Below are 23311 nucleotides of genomic sequence, written 5' to 3' on the forward strand. Positions count from 1 at the left end.
GGCTTCCCGGCTGCCGGCGTCAGTAGCGGCGGCGGTATACGGGATCCAATGTCTCCGGCGCCACGCCGAGCATCTCCGCGGTGTGTTCCACCACCACGTCGTGAACCAGGTCCTGGAGCTCCTCCACGCCCGAGCAGGCCTGCTCCACCACCCGCCGGTACACCGTAATCATGGGTCCGTCCTCGCCGAAAGCGGGCGTGTATGAGCCCATGGGAGGCGTGGACGCATTCGCGGCCAGCTGTTCAAGGTCCGGCGGGATCTCGTCCACGCCAAAGCGCACGCCGTCGAGGGTTTTGCCCCAAATGTCGTGCAGCCGCTGGGCCGAATCCAGCACCATGTCGTCAAACCGGTCTGCGCGGGTCCGGTACCCGGGATGGGTGGGCAGCATTATCTCGCCCCGAAGGCCACGCCCGTGGCGGTTCCGGCGCCGCCTGAAGAAGCTCCTGCCCGCGGTCTCCACACCCGTTGCCACGCGGGCATCCGGGTCAGCCAACCGGACCGAAAAACCTGATTCATGGTTCGATGACTGCATACATCGACTGTAAACCCGGTGGCGGAATTACGCGATACATCCCTTTGGGTGCGGAGGCGCGTCGGCCAGTGCGGCAATGCCGGGCTTTTGCGCGGTGAAGGGGTAGTCTGTGATGTCGTGGGAGCTATCCGTCAGTGTTCAAGGTCAGCCTGCCGCCAGTCGGCGGTAGCCACCCTGACGTACGTGTATGCAGACTCCACTGCAGTCCTTGGTCCACTGGCCACCTACGCCGAACCGCACTGCTACGACCTCTGCGAGCAGCACGCCGACTCCTTGACGGTTCCCCGCGGCTGGGAAGTACTGCGCCTGGCCATGCCATCAACCCCACAGCAGCCGGGGCCCGATGACCTGCTGGCGCTGGCCAACGCCGTGCGCGATGCGGCTGCACTCCCGCCGGAAGCCCAGCCACCGGGCCAGCGGGGACACCATTCCGCCCTTGAAGCTCCTGCAGGCGCTGAAGGCGTACGCCGGGGCCACCTGCGGGTCCTTCGGGAACCTTCCTGACCTGCATCTGGCGGTAGGCTGGAAGCTGCACATCTTTTCCGCTACCGGCGCGAGCGCGCCCGCCAGGGAGCATGAACAAATGCCAAAGATCAGTCCCGAGCTGTTGTCCGTCCTGCGTTGCCCCGTGACCGGCTCGCCGCTGGTCCAGGAGGGGGAAGAGCTGGTGGCCACTGCCGCCGGTGATACGGGGGCCAGGAACCGGTACGCCATCGAAGACGGCATCCCGCTGCTGCTGCCTCCGGAACTGCTTGCCGCAGCAGCCTCGGCAGGGTCAGACCAGCACGATCCGGCTGCTGCAGGGCACTAGTTCACCTGCATCCGCCCGCACAGAAAAAGCAGAACGGGGACTGGACCAGGACCCGGACTAAGCAAAGGACCACGCATGACTTTTGACTACAAAGTTGCCGACATCTCCCTGGCGGAAGCCGGCCGGCACCAGATCCGCCTGGCCGAGCACGAGATGCCCGGCCTGATGTCCCTCCGCGAGGAGTTCGGCCCCACCCAGCCCCTCAAGGGTGCCCGGATCGCTGGTTCCCTGCACATGACGGTGCAGACCGCGGTGCTCATCGAAACCCTTACCGCGCTGGGCGCCGAGGTCCGCTGGGCGTCCTGCAACATCTTCTCCACCCAGGATGAGGCCGCCGCGGCCGTGGTGGTGGGCAAGGGCACGGTTGAGGATCCGCAGGGCGTGCCGGTGTTCGCCTGGAAGGGCGAGACCCTCGAGGAGTACTGGTGGACCGCCGAACAGATCCTTACCTGGCCAGGCGCCGAGTCCAACCCTGAGCTGGGTCCCAACATGATCCTGGACGACGGCGGCGACGCCACCATGCTGGTCCACAAGGGTGTCGAGTTCGAAGCTGTTGGCAACGTGCCCTCCGCCGATCCCGAGGATTCCGAGGAATATGGGATCTTTCTCGAGGTGCTGCGCCGTTCCCTTGCTGCGGACCCGCAGAAGTGGACCCGGACGGCGGCCACGATCAGGGGCGTCAGCGAGGAGACCACCACCGGTGTCCACCGGCTGTACCAGCTGGCGGACCAGGGCAAGCTGCTCTTCCCCGCAATCAACGTCAACGACTCCGTGACCAAGAGCAAGTTCGACAACAAGTACGGCATCCGACACTCCCTTCCCGACGGCATCAACCGGGCAACGGATGTGCTCATGGGCGGAAAAGTCGCAGTGGTCTGCGGTTATGGCGACGTCGGCAAGGGCGCGGCGGAAGCGCTCCGCGGCCAGGGTTCACGCGTCATCGTGACCGAGATCGACCCCATCTGCGCGCTGCAGGCGGCCATGGACGGCTACCAGGTGGCCAAGCTGGAATCGGTCCTTGCCCAAGGTGACATCTTCATCACCACCACCGGCAACAAGGACGTCATCATGGCCGAGCACATGGCCGGCATGAAGAACAAGGCGATCGTGGGCAACATCGGCCACTTCGACAACGAAATCGACATCGCCGGCCTGGCCCGCATCCCCGGCGTCAAGAAGGTCGAAATCAAGCCGCAGGTCCACGAATGGGTCTTTGACGAGGGCAGCGGCCAGGAGCGCTCCATCATCGTCCTGTCCGAGGGCCGGCTGCTCAACCTGGGCAACGCCACCGGCCACCCGTCCTTTGTCATGAGCAACTCGTTCGCAAACCAGACCATTGCGCAGATCGAGCTGTGGACCAAGCGGGACCAGCACGAGTACGGGAACAAGGTCTATGTGCTGCCCAAGGTCCTGGACGAAAAGGTGGCCCGGCTGCACCTGGACGCCCTGGGCGTTGAACTCACGGAACTGACCAAGGACCAGGCGGAGTACCTGGACATCGACGTCGCCGGTCCGTACAAGCCCGAGCATTATCGTTACTGAGCCGTAAGGGCCCGGGCGCCGTCGAGCGCCCGGGCCGTTATTTTCTGCACGTAGGATCGAAAACATGGAGCCTGATGTAACGCCCCGTCGCCGGGGGACTGCCAAGAAAGTCCTTGCCGTGGCTGCCGTCTGTGTCCTGGCTGCCGTGGGCGGGGTCTTCGCCGCCGTTGCCCCGGGCCTTGCCGGGGGACCGCTGGAATCGGAAGCAGGCTCTGCGCTGCGGACGTCCCCGGGCATTGCTTCCCCGGTTGTGCCGCCGGTGACTTTTGACGCGGTGCCGGCCAACGGCGCCAAGCAGGTAAACCCCGCGGCCCCGGTGTCCCTGAAAGTGGGCAACGGGACAATCCAGCGCGTCACCCTTGCCAGTACTGCGGGCAAGACCATTGACGGCAGCATCGACGCCGGCGGGACGGCGTGGTCCGCCACCGGGCCCCTGGAATTCAACACCGAATACAGCTACACCTACGTGGTCAAGGATGGCGCAGGACGCGAGACCAGCACCACGCAGTCCTTCAACACCGTGACAAGCTCACACGAGGCAGACGCCGCCATCTACCCGCTGAACGGCATGAAGGTGGGCGTGGGACAGCCCCTGCAGATCATCTTCAGCGAACCCGTGACCAACCGTGCCGCCGTGGAAAAGGCCATCAAAATCACCACGACGGCGGGACAGGCCGGCGCCTTCCACTGGTACAGCGACACCATGGTCAGGTACCGCCCGGAGAACTTCTGGGCCGCGAACTCAACAGTCACTATGGACATGGAGCTCTTCGGCGTTGACCTGGGCAACGGCCAGATCGCAAACTTCAACAAAAAGGTGAATGTCTCGATCGGTGACAAGAAAGTGGCCATCGCCGATGCCACCGCACACACCTTCACACTCAGCGTCAATGACCAGCCCGTCAAGACCCTGCCCGTGAGCATGGGGGACAAGCGGTTCCCGTCAGCAAAGGGGTACGCGGTGCTGATGGAGAAGAACCGTTACGACCATTTCAGGGCCGCAAGCATCGGCTTGAAGCCTGACGATCCTGCCTACTACGGCGAGGCCGACGTCGAATACACCATCCGCCTGACCCTGAGCGGGGCCTACATCCACCAGGCCCTCGAATCGGCCTACCCATTCATTGGGAACGCCAACGTGTCCCACGGCTGCATCGGGTTCCTTCCCGACGGGGCGGCGTGGGTGTTCGACAACATGGGAACCGGCGACGTTGTCCAGATCATCAACACCGAGGGTGACTACGCTGCGAACACGGACGGGTTCGGCGACTGGAACATCCCGTGGAGCGAGTACGACAACTAAGTCAGCTGGTGAACGGCAGCCGCTGCAGCCGTTGCCCCGTTTCAGTGTTCCGCCGGCGTAACAGCGACAGCCGGGTGAACTCCCTGTTCCGCCGTTCGGCGACGACGGCGGCCAGGTAGTCGTCGGCGCCCGTGCCCGGGGGCGGGGGCGGGGCCACGTGGGCGGAAAGCTCGGCAGCGATGGCTTCCGCCATCCCTGCCCTGGACAGGGGTGCCCTCCTGCCCGCCTGGCGGATGAACTGGGCGGCCCTGCGGGCAGTGGCGTCCGGGATACGCCCAATGTCCGCCGTTGCAGCCCACGACTGCAGGTGGGGCGGAACAAAAACCCGGATGGCCTGGTCTGCAGGAACGCGGCTGCGGACGGCGTAGGTGCCGGCCAGAAGGTCGCCGAGTCGCCTGGACTTGTCGTTGAAGAGCGCCACGGCGAGGGCAAGCCCGCCGAACGTCAGGTAGATCTCAAGAAACCCGGTGAGCCCGCGGGTCAGCGCATGGCGGAACCTGATGGCGCCGCCGTCTTCGCGAACCACCCGCAGGCCTGCAGCCAGCTTGCCCAGTGACCGTCCCCGGCTCAGGGTTTCGACGCCCACCGGCACCACCACAAGGCAGAACACGACGGCGGCCAGGCCAAGAGCCCGGGCGGCTGCCTCATCAAGGTCCGCGCCGGCAGCGGACAGGCCAATCATGATCAGCACGAGCAGGACTACGTGGGCGACGACGTCGATGGCAAGGCCCAGGGCCCGCGCGGCGAAGGTCGCCGGACGGAGCTCGAGGACCACGGCCTCGCCGGTAATTATCGGGCTCACACTGCGTCCCTGCCCTTCGCGGCTGGTGGTTCGGACGATCACATGGTGCAGACGGTCAAAGTCTAATGCCGGGCGCTAGGCTGTAGCCGTGGACATGGATGCCTTCGCCGCCGTTAATGCGGACAAGTGGGCGCGCCTGCAGGAGCTGGCCGGCAAAGGCCGGCTCACGGGTGCCGAAGCGGATGAATTGCTGGCGCTGTACCAGTCCACGTCCGGCCACCTGTCGCTGGTCCGTTCCGTGGCTCCGGAAAGCGGACTCTCCGCTTCGCTCTCGGCCACGCTGGCCCAGGCACGGACCCGCTTTACGGGCGCCCGCTCAAACGCCATGGCTGACCTGTCACGGTTCTTCGTTGTGGCCCTGCCTGCCGCGCTGTACCGGCTGACCTGGCTGACCCTGGCATGCGGGACCGCTTTCGTGCTCATCGCTGGCGCCTACGCCGCCTGGATAGGGTCGTCCCCCGAAGCGCTCAGGGCCGTGGTTTCCGAGACCGCTGCCGCCCAGTACGTGGACGAGGACTTCATTAATTACTACTCCGAGAACCCGGCCGCGTCCTTTGCCGGTGCCGTATGGACCAACAATGCGTGGATCAGTGCGCAGGCGGTGGCTCTGGGGATCACCGGGGTCTGGGTACCGATGATCCTGTTCAGCAACGCCCAGGGAGTGGGCATCGCGGCCGGCATCTTCGCGTCCGCCGGCAAATCCGACGTCTTCTACAGCTACATTCTGCCGCACGGGCTGATGGAGCTCACCGCCGTCTTCGTTGCCTCCGCCGCAGGCCTTCGGATCTTCTGGGCAATGGTTTCGCCGGGGCCGCGGACCCGGGGCAGGGCCGTGGCGGAGGAAGGCAGGTCGCTGATCACGGTGGCCCTGGGGCTGGTGGTGGTGCTGTTTGTCTCGGGCCTCGTGGAAGGATTCGTCACTCCAAGTCCGCTGCCGGCCTGGGCCAGGATCAGCATCGGGGCTGCTGTTCTCACCTCGTACTGGCTGTATGTCCTGGTGTTGGGCAGGCGGGCTTTCCTGGCCGGGGAGCGCGGCGACCTCCGCCGCGAAGATGCCGGCTACACGGAAATCGCTGCCTGAATCGTTGTAATCCCGCCGGGGTGGTTCCTCGCCCAGCAGAACTTCCGGACGGTAGGCTCGTCTGCAGAATGAATCGCACCGGCTGACTGGGACCGGTGCGGAACCCAACGGAAGTGACGCTGCTGTGAATGACGAGACACCGGCCCGCGCCAAAAGCGCCGCGCCGCAGCCGGAACCTCTCCTGGACACGTCCGGGGATTCCGACGAGCCCGCGTTTTCCTGGCTGACGCCCGCCGCCGGGGACAAACCCGCCGGGGAGAAGCCTGCCGGGGAGAAGCCTGCGGCGGACAAATCTGCTTCCGGTGGGTCTGCCCTTGAGGAGCCGGGCAGGGAAAAAGCCGCCCGGAACCAGGCAGCGGCAGAGACCAAAACAGCCCAGCCCGAAAGCCGGGCCGACCGCAAGGCAGCGGAAGCCGCCGTCGGGTCCTCCGCTGCCGGAGCATCCGCCGCGGCAGCCGCAGCCCCCCGCACGTCCGCTGGGGCAACCTCCACCACCGGCTCCTCCTCGGACGGGCCCGGCAGCAGCGCCGGTTCGCCGGTATTCAAGGAACCCCTTCCCACCTCAGCCCTCCACGTCCGTCCCCCCGAGGAGGAAGTGGAGCGCCGCAATGCCCAGCGTGAAAGCGCCGCCAATGCCAAGCCGGTGGCGCCGCGTGTCATGCAGGTCCTCCTGGCCATCTTCTACCCGCTGATCCTGCTGATCCTGGCTGTCCGGGCCGTGACCAGCCCACTCTTCCTCTGGGTGGAGTACAACCGGCCAGGCTTCCCCGGTGACGGGTACGGCTTCAGCACTGACGACAGGATGACGTACGGCTCCTATGCCGTGGATTACCTCAGCAACTGGGCGGGCCCCCGCTACCTGGGCGACCTGGTGCACCGCGGCGGCGAAAAGCTGTTCAAGGACGGCGAAGTCAGCCATATGGCGGACGTCAAGACGGTCATCCTGTCCACCTTTGGCGCCGGTGCACTGCTGCTCCTCCTTGCGCTGATCGCCATCCTGTACCTGCGCAGGCGCAGCACCGGCGGGATCCGGCGCGGCCTCTTTGCCGGCTCCATCATCACGCTGGCCCTGATCCTGGGCCTCGGTACGCTGGCGGCCCTGGGCTGGCAGCAGTTCTTCACGGAGTTCCACCGGATTTTCTTTGCCGACGGATCCTGGACCTTCAGCCTGGACGATACGCTGATCCGGCTGTTCCCCAGCCAGTTCTGGATTGACGCCGGCATCGTCATTGCCGGCCTGGTGCTCGTGGCATCCGTCGTGACGCTGGTGCTCACCTGGCCAACGCGCCGCCGCCGCGGTTTGGCGCCAAAGCCGGCACAGGCGGATCAGGAACAGGCAGACCAGGTGAAGGCTGATCAGCCGTAGATGCCGGCGATCTCCGCCTGGAATTCCTGAACGACGGCGGACCGCTTCAGTTTCAGGGACGGTGTCAGGTGCCCGGACTCCACGGTGAATTCGGCGTCCAGCAGCCTGAACGTGCGCACCGACTCCGCCTTGGACACCATCTGGTTCGCCAAGTCCACTGCCTCCTGCAGGGCAGCCAGGATGCCCGGGTCACCCGCTGCCTCGCTGAGGGGGAGCGGAGGCAGGCCGCGCTCCGACCGCCAGTTGGCAACCCCTTCCGGGTCCAGGGTCAGCAGGGCTGACACGAACGGCCTGCCGTCGCCCACCACCACGGCATGCCCCACGAGTTGGTGGCTGCGGATCTTCTCCTCCAACGGCCCCGGCGCCACGTTCTTGCCGCCCGCCGTGACCAGGAGGTCCTTCTTGCGTCCCGTAATGGTGAGGAAGCCGTCCTTGTCGAGTTCGCCCAGGTCTCCGGTGCGGAGGAATCCGTCCACGAACGCCTCGGCGTCCGCCTCCGGATTGGCGTGGTAGCCCCGGAAAACGCCGATTCCCTTGACCAGGATCTCACCGTCCCCGGCCACGCGGATGGTGGTGCCCGGAATGGGGATGCCCACTGTTCCCACCTTGGTGCGGGAGGGCGTGTTGGCAGTGCAGGGTGCCGTGGTCTCGGTCAGCCCGTACCCTTCCAGGACGGGAATGCCCACGCCACGGAAGAAATGGGCATCCTCGGAAGCCAGGGGGCTGGCGCCGGACACGGTATATCCCACCTCGCCACCCATCGCCTGGCGCAACCGGGGGTAGACCAGCCGGTCATACACACCGTGCCTGATCCGGCTGAGCAGGCCAGGGCCGGGGCCCTCGCCGCAGCTGTGGCGGTCCTGTTCGCGTGAGTACGCTATGGCGGCGGCTGTTGCCGCCGCGAAGAGCCTGCCCTTGCCCGCCACAGCGGCTTTATGCGCGGCAGTTGCCCGGACTTTTTCAAAGATGCGCGGCACTACCAGCAGGAAGGTGGGCCGGAACGTTCCGAGGTCGTCCAGAAGCTGGGCGGCACCCGGGGTATGGCCCAAGGTTGCCCCGGCGGTAAGGCATACCACCTGGACGGCGCGGGCCAGCACATGGGCCAGTGGCAGGAACATCAGGGTGCGGGCCTGGTCCTTCTGCAGGATCTCGGGCAGGAACGCAACGATGTTCTTGGCCACCAGGGCAAAGTTCCCGTGCGTGATCTCGCAGCCTTTGGGCCTGCCCGTGGTGCCGGAGGTGTACACCAATGAGGCGAGGTCGGCCAACCCCGCATGGCTGCGCTGCCGTTCCAGTTCAGCGTCACTGACTCCGGTGCCCGCAGCGGCGAGGCTGGCAAGGTCCGGAGCCTCGCCGTCGTAATCCATCCGCACCACGTTGACCAGGCGGTCGCTGAGTTCGGCGGAACCGGCAACCACAGCGCTCACCAGCTGCACTGTGGCGCGGTCGCCGGCGACGACACGGCGGACGCCTGCATCCTTGATGATCCACTCCACCTGGCTGGCGGAGGATGTTTCATAGATCGGCACCGTGACGCCGCCCGCGAACCAGATGGCGAAGTCCACCAGCGTCCATTCGAACGAGGTGCGGGACATGACGGCTACGGTGTCGCCGGGCTCCAGGCCTCCGGCGATGAGCCCCTTGGCCAGGGCACTGACGTCCTGGAGGAATCTCTGCGCTGTGACGTCCACCCAGCCGTTGGGCCCCTTCCGCCGGTACAGCGCGTGGGCCGGATTGGCGGCGTGCTGCTCCAGCAGCAGGTCAGTCACGTTGCTGTTGGCGTCAAGCTCAACCAGCAGTTCCGTGCTCGCTTCTCTCACAGCCGGTCTCCGTTTCCGCTGCCATGCCGCGGCAGCGGCTCCTTCAGGTCTCTGTTGCCATCCTGCCCTAGATCCAGGACGGCATCCACATCCGGACCTTCCAGTCGACGTAGGGGATGACTTCCGCGGCCCAGACCGGGTAGAAGAACGCCGACAGCAGGACTGCCGCTGCAAGGAACAGGACCACCAGGTACATCCCGGAGCGCCGGCGCCAGGGCGGGTCCGTGGCCCGGCCCAGGACCAGCCCCAGGCAGTACACCAGCGCCAGGACCAGGAACGGTTCGAAGGACACTGCGTAGAAGTAGAACATGGTCCGCTCCGGGTACATGAACCACGGCAGGTAGCCCGCGCCGACGCCGGCCAGCACAGCCCCGGCCCGCCAGTCCCGGCGTCCCAGCCACCAGAAGAGCAGGACCACCAGGGAGATGGCTGCGGCCCACCAAATCAGCGGGTTCCCGACAGACAGGATGGCGGAGGTGCACTTTTCCACGGCACAGCCCGGGGTGCCCTGGGGCGGGGATTCATAAAAGAACGACGTCGGCCGCCCCATCACCAGCCAGCTCCACGCGCTTGCCTGGTAGGGGTGCTCGGAGCTCAGTCCCTGATGGAACTTGTACGCTTCGAGGTGGTAGTGAACAAGCGACCGGACGGAGTCGGGCAGCCAGCCCCATTCCGTTGAGGGGTTGGTCTCAGCCCAGTGGCGGAAGTAGGCGTTGTCCGACAGGAACCAGCCAGTCCAGGTGGTGGAGTAGACGATCGCTGCCACCGGCACCATGGCGGTGAAGGCGGGAATGCCGTCCCGGATCACGCCGCCGCTGATCCAGCCGCGGATGCCCGCCACGCGCCGGGCGCTGAGATCCCACAGCACGGTGAGGAGGCCGAATCCGGCGAGGAAGAACAGGCCGGACCACTTGGTGCCCACCGCGAGGCCTAGGCAGACCCCGGCAGCCACCCGCCACCAGCGCACCCCCAGCCATGGCCCGGACAGCAGCGCCCCGGCCGGGGGCTGTCCGCCGTTGGCGGCAGCGGCCCGGGCGAGCCGGGCGGCCAGGCGCCGCCGCCCGTCGTCGCGGTCCATCAGCAGGGCGCCGAAGGCGGCCAGGATCCAGAACGTAAGGAAGATGTCCAGCAGGGACGTCCGGGACATCACCAGATGGTGGCCGTCGACGGCGAGGAGCAGCCCCGCGGCGCCGGCGAGCGGAAGTGAGCGGAACAGTTTCAGGGCGATCAGGGAGACCAGCAGCACTGTCAGGGTGCCGGTGAGGGCTGCGGCGAAGCGCCAGCCATAAGGGTTCTCCGGCCCGAACAGCCACATGCCGGCTGCAATCATCCACTTGCCCACGGGCGGGTGGACCACATACTCGGGTGTGTTCAACAGGACGTCAGGGTTGCCGGCGTTGAAGGAATCATTTGCCTTGTCCGGCCAGCTGCGTTCGTAGCCGCTGATGAGGTACGAGTAGGCGTCTTTGACGTAGTACGTTTCGTCGAACACCAGCTTGTGCGGCACCTCGAGGCGGATGAAGCGGAGGAGGCCGCCGGCCACTGCCGTCAGGACCGGGACCAGTACGAACCAGAGCCGGAGCGTCGGTGGGTAGTCCCGCCAGGACGTGCCGGCCCCCATCAGCCTTGCCCTCAGGGCCTCGACCGTGAACGCCTCGTCCGGCCGGCTGATCCAGGGGCGGGCAACCTTCCCTGCAGGCTTCGTCCCGGTTGCTCCTGCTCCGGCAGGGGATTCCGCCGGGCCGGGGTTCCCGGGCCCCGTGGGCCGCGTCGAGGTCTGCGTCACGAGCCCCATGCTACCTTTTGCGGCTGGAAGACCCGGCGGCAGTAGGCTTGGGAGGTGGACCCCAACCCCAGCCCCCTTTCCGAATCCGGCCCTGCGACCGCGGGACGGATCGTCCTTGCCGCCACTCCCATTGGAAACACCGGAGATGCCTCCGCCCGGCTGGTGGAGCTGCTGGGTACCGCGGACATTGTGGCCGCCGAGGACACGCGGCGCCTGCACCGCCTGGTCCAAAGCCTTGGCGTTGCCGTCGCGGGACGCGTCATCAGCTACCACGAACACAACGAGGCCACCAGGACTTCTGAACTCCTGGACCAGGTGCGTGCCGGCAGCACCCTCCTCATGGTCACCGACGCCGGGATGCCGGCGGTCTCTGATCCCGGTTTCCGGCTGGTGGAGGGTGCCATCGCGGCCGGACTTCCCGTCACCGCAGTCCCCGGGCCCTCCGCAGTCCTCACGGCGCTGGCATTGTCCGGCCTGCCCACGGACCGGTTCTGCTTCGAGGGGTTCCTTCCCCGCAAGGCCGGCGAACGGGCCTCCCGCCTGGCTGACCTTGCCGGGGAGCGGCGGACCATGGTGTTCTTCGAGGCACCGCACCGGCTGGAAGCCATGCTGCGCGCGCTGCGCGAGAGGTTCGGGCCGGACCGCCGCATTGCGGTATGCCGGGAACTGACCAAAACCTACGAAGAAGTCATCCGCGGCACTGTTGGCGAATTGCTCCAGTGGGCTGAGGATACCGAGGTCCGCGGCGAGATCGCCGTGGTGCTCGGCGGGGCACCGGAACAGGCGGCCGGCACGCCGGAGGACCACGTGGCCGCGGTCAACGAACTGGTGGCCCAGGGCATCCGGTTGAAGGAGGCCGTCGCCGCCGTCGCCGAGGATGTCCGGGTCAGCAAACGGGAGCTCTACTCCGCTGTCCTCGCTGCCCGGTAGGCAGCACCCAATCCAGCCTCCGCCTCCTGTGCAGGTGCACAGGGTAGCCGCGATTCCGCAGTGCGCAACGGCGTAGACCGGGGGAGTGGCCCGCAGTAGTCTGGCTGTTAATCAGCCCCATGATCCCGGTCACTCCGGCCGCGGCGACGGGCTGCCACAACCCTACTGACGAGGGAGTCATCGTGACTGTCACTGCACAGCCGGCCGTTACCGCCGAGCGCGAAACCCGGCTTTTGGCCTCCGTTCCCACCGGACTGCTCATCAATGGTGAGTGGCGCGACGCCGCATCAGGCAAGACGTTCGACGTCGAGGATCCCGCCACCGGGAAGGTGCTGCTGAGCATTGCCGACGCCGGTCCCGAGGATGGTGCGGCAGCCCTGGATGCCGCCGCAGCCGCCCAGGAATCCTGGGCAAAGGTGCCGCCCCGTGAACGCGGCGAAATCCTTCGCCGGGCCTTCGACCTGGTGACTGAACGCGCAGACGACTTCGCCCTCCTGATGACCCTGGAAATGGGCAAGCCCCTGGCCGAAGCCCGCGGTGAAGTGACGTACGGCGCTGAGTTCCTGCGCTGGTTCTCCGAAGAAGCCGTCCGGGCTTTCGGACGCTACTCGGTCTCGCCCGACGGCAAGTCCCGCCTCCTGGTCACCAAGAAGCCCGTAGGCCCCTGCCTGCTGATCACCCCCTGGAACTTCCCGCTGGCCATGGCCACCCGCAAGATCGCACCGGCCGTCGGCGCCGGCTGCACCATGGTGCTGAAGTCGGCCAACCTGACGCCCCTGACGTCGCAGCTTTTCGCTGCCGTTATGCAGGAGGCAGGCCTGCCCGCCGGTGTCCTGAACGTCATCCCCACCTCCACCGCAGGAGCCACCACCGGGCCGTTGATCAAGGACTACCGCCTGCGCAAGCTGTCCTTCACCGGCTCCACCGAAGTGGGACGCCGCCTGCTGGCAGATGCGTCCGAAACCGTGCTGCGGACCTCGATGGAACTGGGCGGCAATGCCCCGTTCCTGGTCTTCGAGGACGCAGACCTGGACGCTGCCGTCAGCGGCGCCATGCTGGCGAAGCTCCGGAACATGGGCGAAGCCTGCACCGCGGCCAACCGCTTCATCGTCCACGAGTCCGTTGCCGCTGAATTCGCGGAGAAGTTCGCCGCGAAGATGAAGGAGATGACCACTGCCCGCGGCACCGAGCCCGAGTCCAAGGTGGGCCCGCTGATCGACGCCAAGAGCCGGGACAAGGTCCACGAGCTGGTGTCCGACGCCGTTGCCTCCGGCGCCAAAGCCGTCCTGGGCGGCGGGCCGGTGGAGGGTCCTGGCTACTTCTACCAGCCCACCATCCTTTCCGGCGTCACCGAAGGCACCCGGATCCTGTCCGAGGAGATCTTCGGCCCCGTGGCTCCGATCATCACCTTCAGCAGCGAGGACGACGCTGTGCGGCTGGCCAACAACACCGAATACGGGCTGGTGGCCTACGTCTTCACCAAGGACCTGAACCGCGGCATCCGGATGGGCGAAAAGCTCGAAACCGGCATGCTGGGCCTGAACGCCGGCGTCATCTCCAACGCCGCCGCACCCTTCGGCGGCGTGAAGCAGTCCGGCCTGGGCCGCGAAGGCGGGCTGGAAGGCATCGAGGAATACCTCTACACGCAGTACATCGGCATCGCAGACCCCTACGCCGGCTAGACCCGGCGGTTACCCAACCCTCATGTGCCGGCCGGGGCTTCCCCGGCCGGCACTTCCCGTTTAACCCCGCCCGGCCCTGCCGCCGTCGTCGGCCGCTTCTGCCCTGGAACGCCCTCCTGCGGTCGGTTGCACCGGCTTCACGGGCCGGAAGCCCGCCGCAGCGTGCACCGCTTTGCGAATGGCCCTGCCAGCTGCGCTGAATGGCATCCGGAGCAGCAGGCCCAGCCTGAGGGTGACCGACGGCGGAAGCCACGCCGCTGCCAGGCGCCTGGGAAGGGTGGCGGTCGCCCGGAGGGAAGTTTCCACGGCAGCCACACCCGCAGCAACGTCCTCTGCAGGGGTGCCGGTGCCCGGGACGGCGCCGCCCGGGCGGCCGTACCGGTACTGTTCAAACGCCGAGGTGATAAACGACACTGCCTGGTGCGCGTCCTGGTCCATGCCGCCAGGCTCGCCCAGCAGTTCAGCACGGAACCGGGCTGAGTAGGCCCTGGGCGTCTCGCTGTCCGCGGCGGGCAGGCCGTAATCGGTGCCAAGATCCTCGATCTCATTCCATGCCAGCGGGACTGCCAGGTCCGGGTCCTTTGGACGCAGCCGCCGCGACCTGGTGCCCACGCGGACCAAGTGCGGAGCAGCCGCAAGGAGAACCAGTCCCATGACGGCGGCCGCACCAAGGAGCCAGGGCATCAGCTGCGGGCCCTCGCCCGTGCTGCTGCCGCCGGTACCGGGGACGGCTTGCGCGGTGGCGCTGGGGGATGCGGCGGGAACCGGTGCCGTGTCCGGAATGAGGCCGTCATTGTTTCCCAGGGAATCCGGAACGGAAGGTGCAGAGGCTTCGGTGGCGTAGTCCGGCACCACCCCGCGGGACGGCGTTGGTTCGAACGGCACCCAGCCCAAGCCCTGGAAGTAGAGTTCCGGCCAGGCATGGGCGTCGCGCGCATCCGCCTCATATTCGGGGAGGGCGCCCTGGCCGGAGACGGTTACGGTGGCCCCGGTCAGCCTGCCGGGGGCATAACCCACGGCGATCCTGCTGGGGATGCCTTCCAATCTGGCCATCACCGCCATCGCCGAGGCGTAGTGGATGCAGTAACCGCTCTTTTGCTGCAGGAAGTCGGCCAGGACGGAAAGGCCGTTGCCGTCGTAGCCGCCCTGCACCGGAGACTGCAGCGAGTACGTGAACTCGGACGAGCGCAGGTACTTCTGGATGGCCATGGCCTTCTGGTAAGGCGTCCCCGCAGCTCCAGTCACGGTCCGCGCAGTGTTCTTGACGATGTCAGGGACATTGCCGGGAATCCTGGTGAAGATGTCCGGAATACCCCGTACCGGCGCTGACGACTGGGCCAGGAGCACAGCGGAAAGCTTGGGTACTGCAGAGGTCACCAGGTACTCCTGGCGCCGCGTTGTGGTGTCGGTGCCCTTGATGCTCAGCGTGGCGGGATCCCACGTCCATTGGCCGCCGAGCCCGCGGATGGTTTCGGGTGCGTAGGGGACCGGCAGGTAGGGGCTGGTGAAGGCGCCGGCGTCGATGGCTGTCACCAGCCGCACCTGCTCGTCGGCCAGGACCGCATACCCGGGGTCGATCCGGCCGTCAAGGGGCACCCTGGACGCGGTGCGGTCGTCCGGTCCCCACGAATCGCCGTCGAAATTGTCCACTGTGACAGAGCGCAGGTAGAGGGGGTTGGGCGAATTGGTGGCGTAGGTGATCCTGCCGCTTCCGTCCGGCGTGCGGAGACTGCTTCCGAGGGTGATCATCGGGTTCAGGCCGGTGGAGGCACCCCACGGGTTGAGCCGTGAGCCCTGCGGGAAGGTGCCGCGGTCGAACCCGGGAATTGCCAGGGGCAGCAGCAGGGTGGCCACCAGGGCCACGGCCCCCGTCAGCACCGCCCTGCGCAGCAGGCCGGGGCTCCTGGCCGATGCGCCCTGCAACCTGCCGTCAGGGGCAAACCACTGGCTGCAGGCAAGGATCAACAGGTATCCCGCCACGGTGGCAACGAAACTCCACACCCCCACACTCTGCGGTTTGATCATGGCCGGAACCACCAGCAGGGCAAGCAAACCGGTGCCGGAGGCGGCCGGCATCCCCAGCGGCACCGCGAGTGCGTCGACCAGGATGACCGCCAGGCCAAGCACCGCGCAGACCACCATGACGATGCCGGCGTTGGGTGCCACGGGGGCTGTCTCTGCCAGGACTGTCTCGCTGGCCCGCCGGATGAGCCGGTCCAGCTCCGGGAGAGTGGCGCCGGTGGGGACCACCCAAAGGAAACTGGAGCTGCGGAAGAACGTCAAGGTCAGGACGGCGCCCAGTGCCACGAACCCGCCTGCGGTAACCAGCAGGGGCTGGGCGCGGACGGAACGCAGGACGGCCAGTGTGAAGGCCACCACCAGCACCGTGGTCATCGCCGGCCAATACCAGTTCCAGCCGCGCAGGACACCGTTCAGGGACATTGCGGCCCCGCAAACAGCCACCGTAATCGATGCCGCCATGGCCCACGGGTAGGTGCCGGCACGGACACGGCCTGGGGACATCGCCGGACGTGGCTGTGCCTCGTGCCCGGCACCAGTTGGCCGGGCAGGTGCCATGGTCATGTGGCCACCCCCGCCCCGCGTCGGACCTCCGATGCCGGAGCCACCGGCAGCGCCGCGTCCTGGTCCAACTGGCCCCAGGCCGTGCCCAGCCGGGTCGTCGGCGCCACGGCCTGCGCCCGCCAGCCGCCCTGCCGCAGCACCTCCAGGACCTCCTGGAAATCCGAAGGGCGTTCCACCGCCAGGATGGCGAAGGAGTTGGTGCCGTACGCCGCGGCCGGCGCCAGCGCCGTGGCCTCCTCGGGGGTAACGCGTCCCAGCACGGCGATCAAGGGGCCCCGCATCCGGTGGGCGGACAACTTGTCCATCAGTTGGTCATCGAAGGCCGGCGGCCCCTGCTCCACCCCTGCCGGCGTCCGCACCACCGGCACGCCCCTGCGCTCCGCGTACCTGTCGGGGGCCTCCCGATGGCTGCCGTCCCGGCGCAGGCCGTCCCGGCGGGGATGGACCGGCCCGGACAGATGGATTGCGGCCAGGCTTTCGGCTATTGACTGCAGCCCGGATGCCCCGCTGAATTCCTCCATGGCCGGTTCCGGGGCCGATGGCGAGTGCAGGAACGCCGGTTCCCCGCCGGTATCCAGCAGCCGAAGGCTGTAGTTGCGCTCCGCGAGGTGTGTGCTGACGGACATGGCGGCAACAACAGCCCACTCGAAGGTGTCGCTGGTGGCCGGTGCATGCCCCTCCGGGGCGGGCAGGCCCGGCATTGAAGTGCCGGGGCCGCCGCCGAATGCACCGGCCCGGTGGTCCAGGATGATGGTGGCCTCAGGCGTGGTGACGGATTCCTCCTGCCGGACCATCAGGGATCCGTGCCTGGCTGTGGCGGGCCAGTGGACCCTGCGCATCGGGTCCCCGTGGCGGTACTCGCGGGTCATGATGTCGTCATCGCTTGGGTTCGCGCGGACACGGGTGGCGGTAACGCCGTCGCTGCCGCGCGCTCCGGCCAGCCCGGTGGCGGGCAGGACGACGGCGGCAGGCGTCACGGTGAGGACGTCGCCGTCGTCAATGGCCTGGCGGTGCAGGGAGAGGCCGAAGGGGTCGGTGAACTCGGCCGTCACGGGCCCGATCCTGAACTGCCCCCGGTGCCTGGACGTGAGGTGGTACTCGTAGCGGCTTGTGCCGCCGGTGGCGGATCGGGACGGGAACCAGAAGGAAGGCGCCTGGCCGAAGTGCGCCGGCAGGCGCTCCTCCATGGCCACGCGTCCGCTGCCCGGGCCCGTCCTGGCCACCGCAAGGTGCACCGTTGCCGGGGCTGAGGTTTCCACGGGGGAGGGGTTGAATTCGCGGTAGACGCGGAAGCGCGGTTTGACCAGCCGGATGCCGGCAAGGGAGACCAGCGGCAGGACCAGCAGCAGCAGGGCCAGCGTCAGGAGGTCGCGGCGCCCCATGACCTGGGCCGCTGCCAGGGTGAACGCCCCGGCAGCGAGCATGCCCCAGCCGCGCCTGGTGAACAGGTGCCGCGGAAGCTTGTCCAGCAGGGCCATGGTCCGCGCCTAGTGGTTCCTGCTGCCGGCAGCGGCCGCGGCCCGGCTCGGCTGCCCGGTCTGGGCCTGCGGCACGGGCAGCCGGGACAGGATGCCCCGCAGCACGCTGTGCGGGGTCTCGCCTGCGCCCGCTGCCTTTCGGTCCAGGATGATGCGGTGCGCCAGGACGGCCTCGGCCACGTCCCGGACATCGTCCGGCAGGACAAAGTCGCGTCCGTCGAGGGCGGCTGAGGCCTTTGCGGCGCGCAGCAACTGCAGCATGGAGCGGGGACTGGCGCCCAGCCGCAGCAGCGGGCTCTCCCTGGTGGCCCTGCCCACTGACACCGTGTATTCCTTGACCGCTTCAGAGACATAGACCTGCTGGACGGTGGCGGTCATCGCTGCCACGTCCGCCGCCGTGACGACCGGGGAGACATTGGCCAGCGGCGAGACCGCCTGGTGGGTTTCGAGCATCTCGATCTCTGCGGCCTTGTCCGGGTAGCCCATGGAAATCCGGGCCATGAACCGGTCCCGCTGGGCCTCGGGCAGGGGATACGTGCCCTCCATTTCAATGGGGTTCTGGGTGGCCACCACCATGAACGGCTCATCCAGCTTGTAGGACGTACCGTCCACCGTGACCTGGTGCTCCTCCATGCATTCCAGCAGTGCGGACTGGGTCTTGGCGGAGGCGCGGTTGATTTCGTCGCCGATGACGATGTTCGCGAAGACCGCACCCGGCCGGAATTCGAAGAGCCTGGAGGCCTGGTTGTAGATGGAAACCCCGGTGACGTCGGAGGGCAGCAGGTCCGGGGTGAACTGGATGCGGTTGACGGTGCAGTCGATGGTCCGGGCGAGGGTCTTTGCCAGCAGGGTCTTTCCGACGCCGGGCACGTCCTCCAGCAGCAGGTGGCCCTGCGCGAGCAGGACTGTGAGGGCCAGCTTGGCGGCGTCGGACTTGCCGTCGATGACAGTGTCGACCGTGGTGAGGATGCGCTGCGCCGCGGCGTGGAAGGACCCCGAGTCCATGGCCGCCGGCCGGTGCCCGTTCAGGTGGCTGACGGAATCGGCGACGCCGGCCAGGTTCAGGTTCGGTGCGCTGGCATTGTTGGCAGTGCGTCGGTGGGGTTCCATCGGCAACCTTTCAGCCCGGGGTTCACCTGGACGGGACAGCAAGCCTGCCTTCGCCCCTTGGTGGGCGTGCGCGTGTGTTCGTTCCAGACTACTAACACAACTGCCGTGCCTGACAGAGAGTTCCGGTAAATATAGGGGTACCTTCGGCCGATAGTGTGGGTGGATGTGTAATTCCTCTATTCCCGCCGCCTACCGGGTGCCAGCCGAAGAGGGCCTGCCGGACCCGCACGCCCCGCGCCGGAAGGATTTCCCGCCCGCACCCGAGCCCCTGCCGGTGCCGGTCATGGACAACCACACCCACCTGGATTTCCCGGAAGGAAAGGGTCCCGCAGGGATCAAGGCTGCGCTGGATGCGGCGGCGGCCGTGGGGGTCCAGGGCGCCGTCCAGGTGGGCTGCGATTTGGAATCCTCGCGGTTCACTGTAGAGGCTGTGGACCAGGACGAACGGCTGCTGGGGGCTGTGGCCCTGCATCCCAATGATGCTCCGCACTATGCGGACCGGGGTGAACTGGAAACGGCCCTCGCCGAGATCGAACGACTGGCGGCGCATCCCCGGATCCGGGCCATCGGCGAGACCGGACTGGACTTCTACCGCACCCACGGTGAAGGACTGCGCCACCAGGAGTACTCGTTCCGCCGGCACATCGACATCGCCAAACGCCTGGACCTCACCCTCCAGATCCACGACCGGGACGCGCACGGCGACGTGGTGCGGGTGCTCCAGGAAGAGGGGGCACCTGACAGGGTGGTGTTCCACTGCTTCTCCGGAGACGAGGACCTCGCAAAAACCTGTAACGAACAGGGCTGGTGGATGTCCTTTGCCGGCACGCTGACGTTCAGGAACGCCACCAACCTGCGCGCTGCGCTGGCCGTGGCGGAGCGGCAGCTCATCATGGTGGAAACGGACGCGCCCTTCCTGACCCCGCACCCGCACAGGGGACGTCCGAACGCCAGTTACATGGTCCCGTACACGGTCCGGAGCATGGCAGAATTGACAGGCTCCGACCTCGCCGGGCTGTGCACCGCAATCAGCGAAAACACCGTGCGGGCATACGGTTCCTGGGCCTGACCTGCACCCCCGCCTTGGCCCATAAATGCATATCTGGTATGCAAAAATTTTGGCCGCTTTATAACGCTACGGTTACAATGGTTAATTATTAGCCGGGGTCGGGGAAGGCCAACGGGTAATTTCACTCCAAGTGCAGCCGGCCCGGCCTGTCCAGAATCCGGCCATGCCGCTGCGCGGAGTGTGGCGGCGCACTGGTGCCCGGACTGTCCTTTTCAAGGTTGCTCCGGGCATTTTATTGCGCGTTTCCCCGTGCCCGGATGGACCGAGAGTTACGGGCAATCGTGGTCAAGTTCTTCACATCGGACGGCAAGTTCAGCTATATCAAGGTTGGCGCGCAGCTGCTGGTGCTTTGCGGCCTGGTCGCGGGCCTCGTAGCCTTCGTGGGCAATAACAAAACAGTCACGCTCAACGTGGACGGCAAAGCGTCGTCCGTGCAGTCCTTTGGCGGAACAGTGGAGCAGGTGGTCAAGAGCGCCAACCTGGAACTGAAGCCCGGCGACCGCGTATCGCCCTCCCTTGACGCGACCGTCCAGAACGGCACCGTCATCAACATCAACCAGGCCAAGGAAGTCAAGGTCAGCCTTGACGGGGCTGAAAAGACGGTCAACACCACGGCCCAGGATGTCGAAGACCTGGTGACCGAACTCGGCGTCGCCAGTGCCTCGTCCGTTTCGGCGCCCAAGGATGCCACACTCTCGCTGGCCGGTTCCTACGTTTCGATTTCCACCCCCAAGACCGTCAGCATCGTGGCCGACGGCAAGGTGAACACAGCCACCACTACTGCCCTTACCGTTGGCAAGGTCCTGGAGGATTCCGGCGTGACCCTCGGCGCCAACGACCGCACCTCGCAGCCGGCCAACGCCAACGTGGTGAACAACATGGTCATCAAGGTGTCCAGGGTGGACACCAGCCAGACGGCCGTCACCAGTCAAGAAGTCCCCTTCGAGACCGTTACCGCCGAAAGTGCGGACATGCTCAAGGGAGAGAAGGAAGTGACCCAGGCAGGGGCTGCCGGCAAGCTTGAGCGGACCTTCAAGCTGGTGCTCGTCGACGGACGTGAAGCCTCCCGCACCCTGGTCTCAGAGAACGTGGCCGTGCAGCCCGTCACCGAGAAGGTCACCGTCGGCACCAAAGCCAAGCCTGCTCCGCAGGCGGCACCTGCGGCACCTGCCGGCGCCAACACCGGGGCGGCAGCACCGGCCATGATGAACGAAGCCATGTGGGACAAGATTGCCCAGTGTGAATCCACTGGGAACTGGAGCATCAACAGTGGCAACGGCTACTACGGCGGCCTCCAGTTCGACATCCGCACCTGGATCGGAGCCGGCGGCGGTGCCTACGCCCCCAACGCCAGCCTGGCCACCAAGGCGCAGCAGATCGACATCGCCAACCGCGTTTACGCGCAGCGCGGACTGTCCCCTTGGGGCTGCGGCTGGGCAGCAACCAGCTGATCCACAGGCCAAACGCATACTGAACGGCTGTGGCCGGGCCCGGTTACTCCGGGCCCGGCCACAGCCGTTAATCCGGCAGGGCAGGGGTGCCGCGCGGGATAGGATACCTAGGTGACTGAACCGATCCCCGCCGCGCCTGCACCGTTGTTCGGTGCCTCCGACATACGCCGGATGGCAGAGGAAATCGGCATCAGGCCCACCAAGACCCTTGGCCAGAACTTTGTGATCGACGGCAACACCATCCGGCGGATTGTGGCCGCAGCAGGCGTGGGCCCGGACGAAACGGTGCTTGAGGTCGGTCCGGGGCTGGGGTCGCTCACCCTGGGGCTGCTTGACGCGGCAGCGGCAGTTGTCGCCGTCGAAATCGATCCCGTCCTTGCCGCGAAGCTTCCGGAAACCGTGCAGGAATGGCGGCCGGCCGCCGTCGACAACTTCCACCTGGTCCACGCCGATGCCATGAAGGTCACCGAGCTGCCGGTGGAGCCCACGGCCCTCGTAGCCAACCTGCCCTACAATGTGGCGGTTCCGGTGGTGCTGCACCTGTTGCAGCACTTCCCCAGCCTGCGCCACGGCCTGGTGATGGTGCAGGACGAAGTGGCTGACCGGCTGGCCGCCGGCCCGGGCTCCAAAACCTACGGTGTGCCGTCGGTCAAGGCAGCCTGGTACAGCCAGATGCGCAAGGCCGGCGTGATCGGCATGAACGTTTTTTGGCCGGCCCCGAAAATCCATTCCGGGCTGGTGGCCTTTACCCGCCGCGAACCGCCGGCAACCACCGCCACCCGGGAGCAGGTGTTCGCCGTGGTGGACGCGGCGTTTGCCCAGCGCCGCAAGACGCTCCGGGCCGCTCTGGCGGGCTGGGCCGGGGGAGCCCCGGAAGCGGAGCGCTGCCTCCTGGCAGCCGGCGTCGACCCCACCGCCCGCGGCGAGGTCATCGACATTGCCGCCTTCGCCAGGATCGCTGAAGCAAGGGAAAACCGCCCGTGAGCGCGGGACTTGAAAGGACAGGCAGGGGGCGGTTCGCCGCCAGGACGGTCCGGGTCAAGGCGCCCGGCAAAGTCAATGTCTCCCTGGCCGTAGGCCCGCTCCGGCCCGATGGCTACCACTCCGTTGCCAGCGTCTATCTCGCCGTGTCCCTCTACGAGGAAGTGGCGGCGACCAGTACAGCTGCCCCCGGCATCACCATCAGCCTCAGCCCTGACAGCACTCTGGACCTCGACGCCGTCGACATCCCCCTGGACGGCAACAACCTGGCCTATAAGGCGGCCGCCATCATGGCCGACGTTTCCGAGCACGCGACGGGCGTGCACTTGGAAATCACCAAGCGTGTTCCGGTGGCCGGCGGGATGGGCGGCGGCTCCGCCGACGCCGCTGCCACGCTCCTGGCCTGCGACGCACTCTGGAACAGCGGGCTGTCACGGGAGGAACTGGCGCACCTGGCATCCGAGCTGGGGGCAGACGTCCCCTTCTCGCTCCTGGGCGGGACCGCCGTCGGGCTGGGCCTCGGCGATGAGCTGTCCCCGGCGCTGGCCAAGGCGCAGACCCACTGGGTGCTGGTGGTGGCCGCTTACGGCCTGTCCACCCCGGAGGTGTACCGGACACTGGACCGGTTGCGGGCGTCCGAAGGGGTCGACGCGGGTGAGCCCACCGGCGTGGATCCGCAGATCCTGACGGCCCTGCGGGGCGGGGACGCCGAATCGTTGAGCCGGGTGTTGGTCAACGACCTTCAAAGGGCTTCCATTGAATTGTCGCCCGCCCTGCGCGATACGCTGGGAATTGGCGAATCCCATGGGGCCATCGCGGGAATCGTTTCCGGTTCCGGTCCCACCGTGGCTTTGCTGGCTGATGACTCCGTTGCGGCGGAGGCGATGGCGGAGGACCTGCGGCACTACGGGCTGACAGCCCTCCCCGTCCACGGCCCGGTCCCGGGTGCGCGCATCATCTCTGACACCCTCCTTTAAAACGTAC

At 67.1% G+C, this 23311-nt stretch carries 19 protein-coding genes; 12 read left to right on the forward strand and 7 right to left on the reverse strand.

The window, feature by feature from the left end:
* Positions 1–19: 19 nt before the first annotated feature.
* A complete protein-coding gene (locus tag FBY36_RS15280; RefSeq protein ID WP_142120728.1) occupies positions 20–532 on the reverse strand; it encodes a metallopeptidase family protein in 513 nt (170 codons plus the stop codon).
* A gap of 117 nt (positions 533–649) precedes the next feature.
* On the opposite strand from FBY36_RS15280, the gene FBY36_RS15285 reads away from it, so the two are divergent.
* The 4 genes from FBY36_RS15285 to FBY36_RS15300 all read left to right on the forward strand — a co-directional run bounded on the left by FBY36_RS15285 (position 650) and on the right by FBY36_RS15300 (position 4188).
* Positions 650–1036, forward strand: a complete 387-nt coding sequence (locus FBY36_RS15285) for a DUF3499 domain-containing protein (protein WP_142120730.1) — start codon at positions 650–652, stop codon at positions 1034–1036.
* A 79-nt stretch (positions 1037–1115) separates the two neighbouring features.
* Entirely contained in the window at positions 1116–1343 is a 228-nt protein-coding gene (locus FBY36_RS15290) for a Trm112 family protein (protein ID WP_142120732.1), read from the forward strand.
* Between the two features lie 75 nt (positions 1344–1418).
* The gene (gene ahcY / locus FBY36_RS15295) at positions 1419–2885 is read left to right on the forward strand and encodes an adenosylhomocysteinase (RefSeq protein WP_142120734.1); all 1467 of its coding nucleotides are present in this window, start codon (positions 1419–1421) and stop codon (positions 2883–2885) included.
* 64 nt (positions 2886–2949) lie between these two features.
* Positions 2950–4188, forward strand: a complete 1239-nt coding sequence (locus tag FBY36_RS15300) for a L,D-transpeptidase (RefSeq protein WP_142120736.1) — start codon at positions 2950–2952, stop codon at positions 4186–4188.
* Between the two features lies 1 nt (position 4189).
* Here FBY36_RS15300 and FBY36_RS15305 read toward each other — a convergent pair whose 3' ends face one another.
* Positions 4190–4990: an RDD family protein gene (locus FBY36_RS15305; RefSeq protein WP_142120738.1), complete on the reverse strand. Its 801-nt coding sequence runs from the start codon at positions 4988–4990 to the stop codon at positions 4190–4192.
* 88 nt (positions 4991–5078) lie between these two features.
* On the opposite strand from FBY36_RS15305, the gene FBY36_RS15310 reads away from it, so the two are divergent.
* Together FBY36_RS15310 and FBY36_RS15315 are read left to right on the forward strand one after the other, a co-directional pair.
* On the forward strand, positions 5079–6071 hold the full coding sequence (locus FBY36_RS15310) for a stage II sporulation protein M (RefSeq protein ID WP_200830513.1): 993 nt from the start codon (positions 5079–5081) through the stop codon (positions 6069–6071).
* A 124-nt stretch (positions 6072–6195) separates the two neighbouring features.
* Positions 6196–7437, forward strand: coding sequence for a TIGR01906 family membrane protein (locus tag FBY36_RS15315; protein ID WP_142120739.1), 1242 nt, complete (start codon positions 6196–6198; stop codon positions 7435–7437).
* Here the strand turns inward: FBY36_RS15315 and FBY36_RS15320 are convergent.
* Both FBY36_RS15320 and FBY36_RS15325 read right to left on the reverse strand, forming a co-directional pair.
* Entirely contained in the window at positions 7428–9257 is a 1830-nt protein-coding gene (locus tag FBY36_RS15320) for an AMP-dependent synthetase/ligase (protein WP_142120741.1), read from the reverse strand. The two genes, FBY36_RS15315 and FBY36_RS15320, sit on opposite strands and share 10 nt — an antisense overlap.
* A 67-nt stretch (positions 9258–9324) precedes the next feature.
* Positions 9325–11052, reverse strand: coding sequence for a dolichyl-phosphate-mannose--protein mannosyltransferase (locus FBY36_RS15325; RefSeq protein ID WP_142120743.1), 1728 nt, complete (start codon positions 11050–11052; stop codon positions 9325–9327).
* Between the two features lie 45 nt (positions 11053–11097).
* Between FBY36_RS15325 and rsmI the strand changes: the two genes are divergently transcribed.
* Both rsmI and FBY36_RS15335 read left to right on the forward strand, forming a co-directional pair.
* Positions 11098–11973 (forward strand): 16S rRNA (cytidine(1402)-2'-O)-methyltransferase, encoded by an 876-nt coding sequence (gene rsmI / locus FBY36_RS15330; protein WP_142120745.1) that lies wholly within the window; start codon positions 11098–11100, stop codon positions 11971–11973.
* Between the two features lie 182 nt (positions 11974–12155).
* Positions 12156–13655 carry an NAD-dependent succinate-semialdehyde dehydrogenase gene (locus FBY36_RS15335; RefSeq protein WP_142120747.1) on the forward strand — a complete coding sequence of 500 codons (1500 nt, stop codon included), beginning with the start codon at positions 12156–12158 and terminating at the stop codon, positions 13653–13655.
* Between the two features lie 60 nt (positions 13656–13715).
* On the opposite strand, the gene FBY36_RS15340 is transcribed toward FBY36_RS15335, so the two are convergent.
* Genes FBY36_RS15340 through FBY36_RS15350 form a run of 3 tightly spaced genes read right to left on the reverse strand, consistent with a single transcriptional unit; the run spans position 13716 to position 18826 of the window.
* A complete protein-coding gene (locus FBY36_RS15340) occupies positions 13716–16238 on the reverse strand; it encodes a transglutaminase family protein (RefSeq protein WP_142120749.1) in 2523 nt (840 codons plus the stop codon).
* Positions 16235–17716: a DUF58 domain-containing protein gene (locus FBY36_RS15345; protein ID WP_142120751.1), complete on the reverse strand. Its 1482-nt coding sequence runs from the start codon at positions 17714–17716 to the stop codon at positions 16235–16237. The genes FBY36_RS15340 and FBY36_RS15345 overlap by 4 nt, the downstream gene beginning before the upstream one ends.
* Positions 17717–17725: 9 nt before the next feature.
* A complete protein-coding gene (locus tag FBY36_RS15350; RefSeq protein ID WP_142120753.1) occupies positions 17726–18826 on the reverse strand; it encodes an AAA family ATPase in 1101 nt (366 codons plus the stop codon).
* A 163-nt stretch (positions 18827–18989) separates the two neighbouring features.
* Between FBY36_RS15350 and FBY36_RS15355 the strand changes: the two genes are divergently transcribed.
* The 4 genes from FBY36_RS15355 (at position 18990) to FBY36_RS15370 (ending at position 23304) form a co-directional block, all read left to right on the forward strand.
* Positions 18990–19895, forward strand: coding sequence for a TatD family hydrolase (locus tag FBY36_RS15355; protein WP_142120755.1), 906 nt, complete (start codon positions 18990–18992; stop codon positions 19893–19895).
* 257 nt (positions 19896–20152) lie between these two features.
* Entirely contained in the window at positions 20153–21346 is a 1194-nt protein-coding gene (locus FBY36_RS15360) for a resuscitation-promoting factor (protein WP_235008857.1), read from the forward strand.
* Between the two features lie 111 nt (positions 21347–21457).
* The gene (gene rsmA / locus FBY36_RS15365) at positions 21458–22330 is read left to right on the forward strand and encodes a 16S rRNA (adenine(1518)-N(6)/adenine(1519)-N(6))-dimethyltransferase RsmA (protein WP_142120757.1); all 873 of its coding nucleotides are present in this window, start codon (positions 21458–21460) and stop codon (positions 22328–22330) included.
* On the forward strand, positions 22327–23304 hold the full coding sequence (locus tag FBY36_RS15370) for a 4-(cytidine 5'-diphospho)-2-C-methyl-D-erythritol kinase (RefSeq protein ID WP_142120759.1): 978 nt from the start codon (positions 22327–22329) through the stop codon (positions 23302–23304). Before rsmA ends, FBY36_RS15370 begins: the two co-directional genes overlap by 4 nt.
* The last annotated feature ends 7 nt before the right edge of the window (positions 23305–23311 follow it).

It is taken from the genome of Arthrobacter sp. SLBN-122, from assembly GCF_006715165.1.
GTDB lineage: Bacteria > Actinomycetota > Actinomycetes > Actinomycetales > Micrococcaceae > Arthrobacter.

Excerpts from the sequence above, each read along its gene's own strand:
- FBY36_RS15280 (WP_142120728.1), bottom strand. The coding sequence starts at position 532 with ATGCAGTCATCGAACCATGAATCAGGTTTTTCGGTCCGGTTGGCTGAC.
- FBY36_RS15290 (WP_142120732.1), top strand. The coding sequence starts at position 1,116 with ATGCCAAAGATCAGTCCCGAGCTGTTGTCCGTCCTGCGTTGCCCCGTG.
- ahcY (WP_142120734.1), top strand. The coding sequence starts at position 1,419 with ATGACTTTTGACTACAAAGTTGCCGACATCTCCCTGGCGGAAGCCGGC.
- FBY36_RS15300 (WP_142120736.1), top strand. The coding sequence starts at position 2,950 with ATGGAGCCTGATGTAACGCCCCGTCGCCGGGGGACTGCCAAGAAAGTC.
- FBY36_RS15325 (WP_142120743.1), bottom strand. The coding sequence starts at position 11,052 with ATGGGGCTCGTGACGCAGACCTCGACGCGGCCCACGGGGCCCGGGAAC.
- FBY36_RS15340 (WP_142120749.1), bottom strand. The coding sequence starts at position 16,238 with ATGACCATGGCACCTGCCCGGCCAACTGGTGCCGGGCACGAGGCACAG.
- FBY36_RS15345 (WP_142120751.1), bottom strand. The coding sequence starts at position 17,716 with ATGGCCCTGCTGGACAAGCTTCCGCGGCACCTGTTCACCAGGCGCGGC.
- FBY36_RS15350 (WP_142120753.1), bottom strand. The coding sequence starts at position 18,826 with ATGGAACCCCACCGACGCACTGCCAACAATGCCAGCGCACCGAACCTG.
- FBY36_RS15355 (WP_142120755.1), top strand. The coding sequence starts at position 18,990 with ATGTGTAATTCCTCTATTCCCGCCGCCTACCGGGTGCCAGCCGAAGAG.
- FBY36_RS15360 (WP_235008857.1), top strand. The coding sequence starts at position 20,153 with ATGGACCGAGAGTTACGGGCAATCGTGGTCAAGTTCTTCACATCGGAC.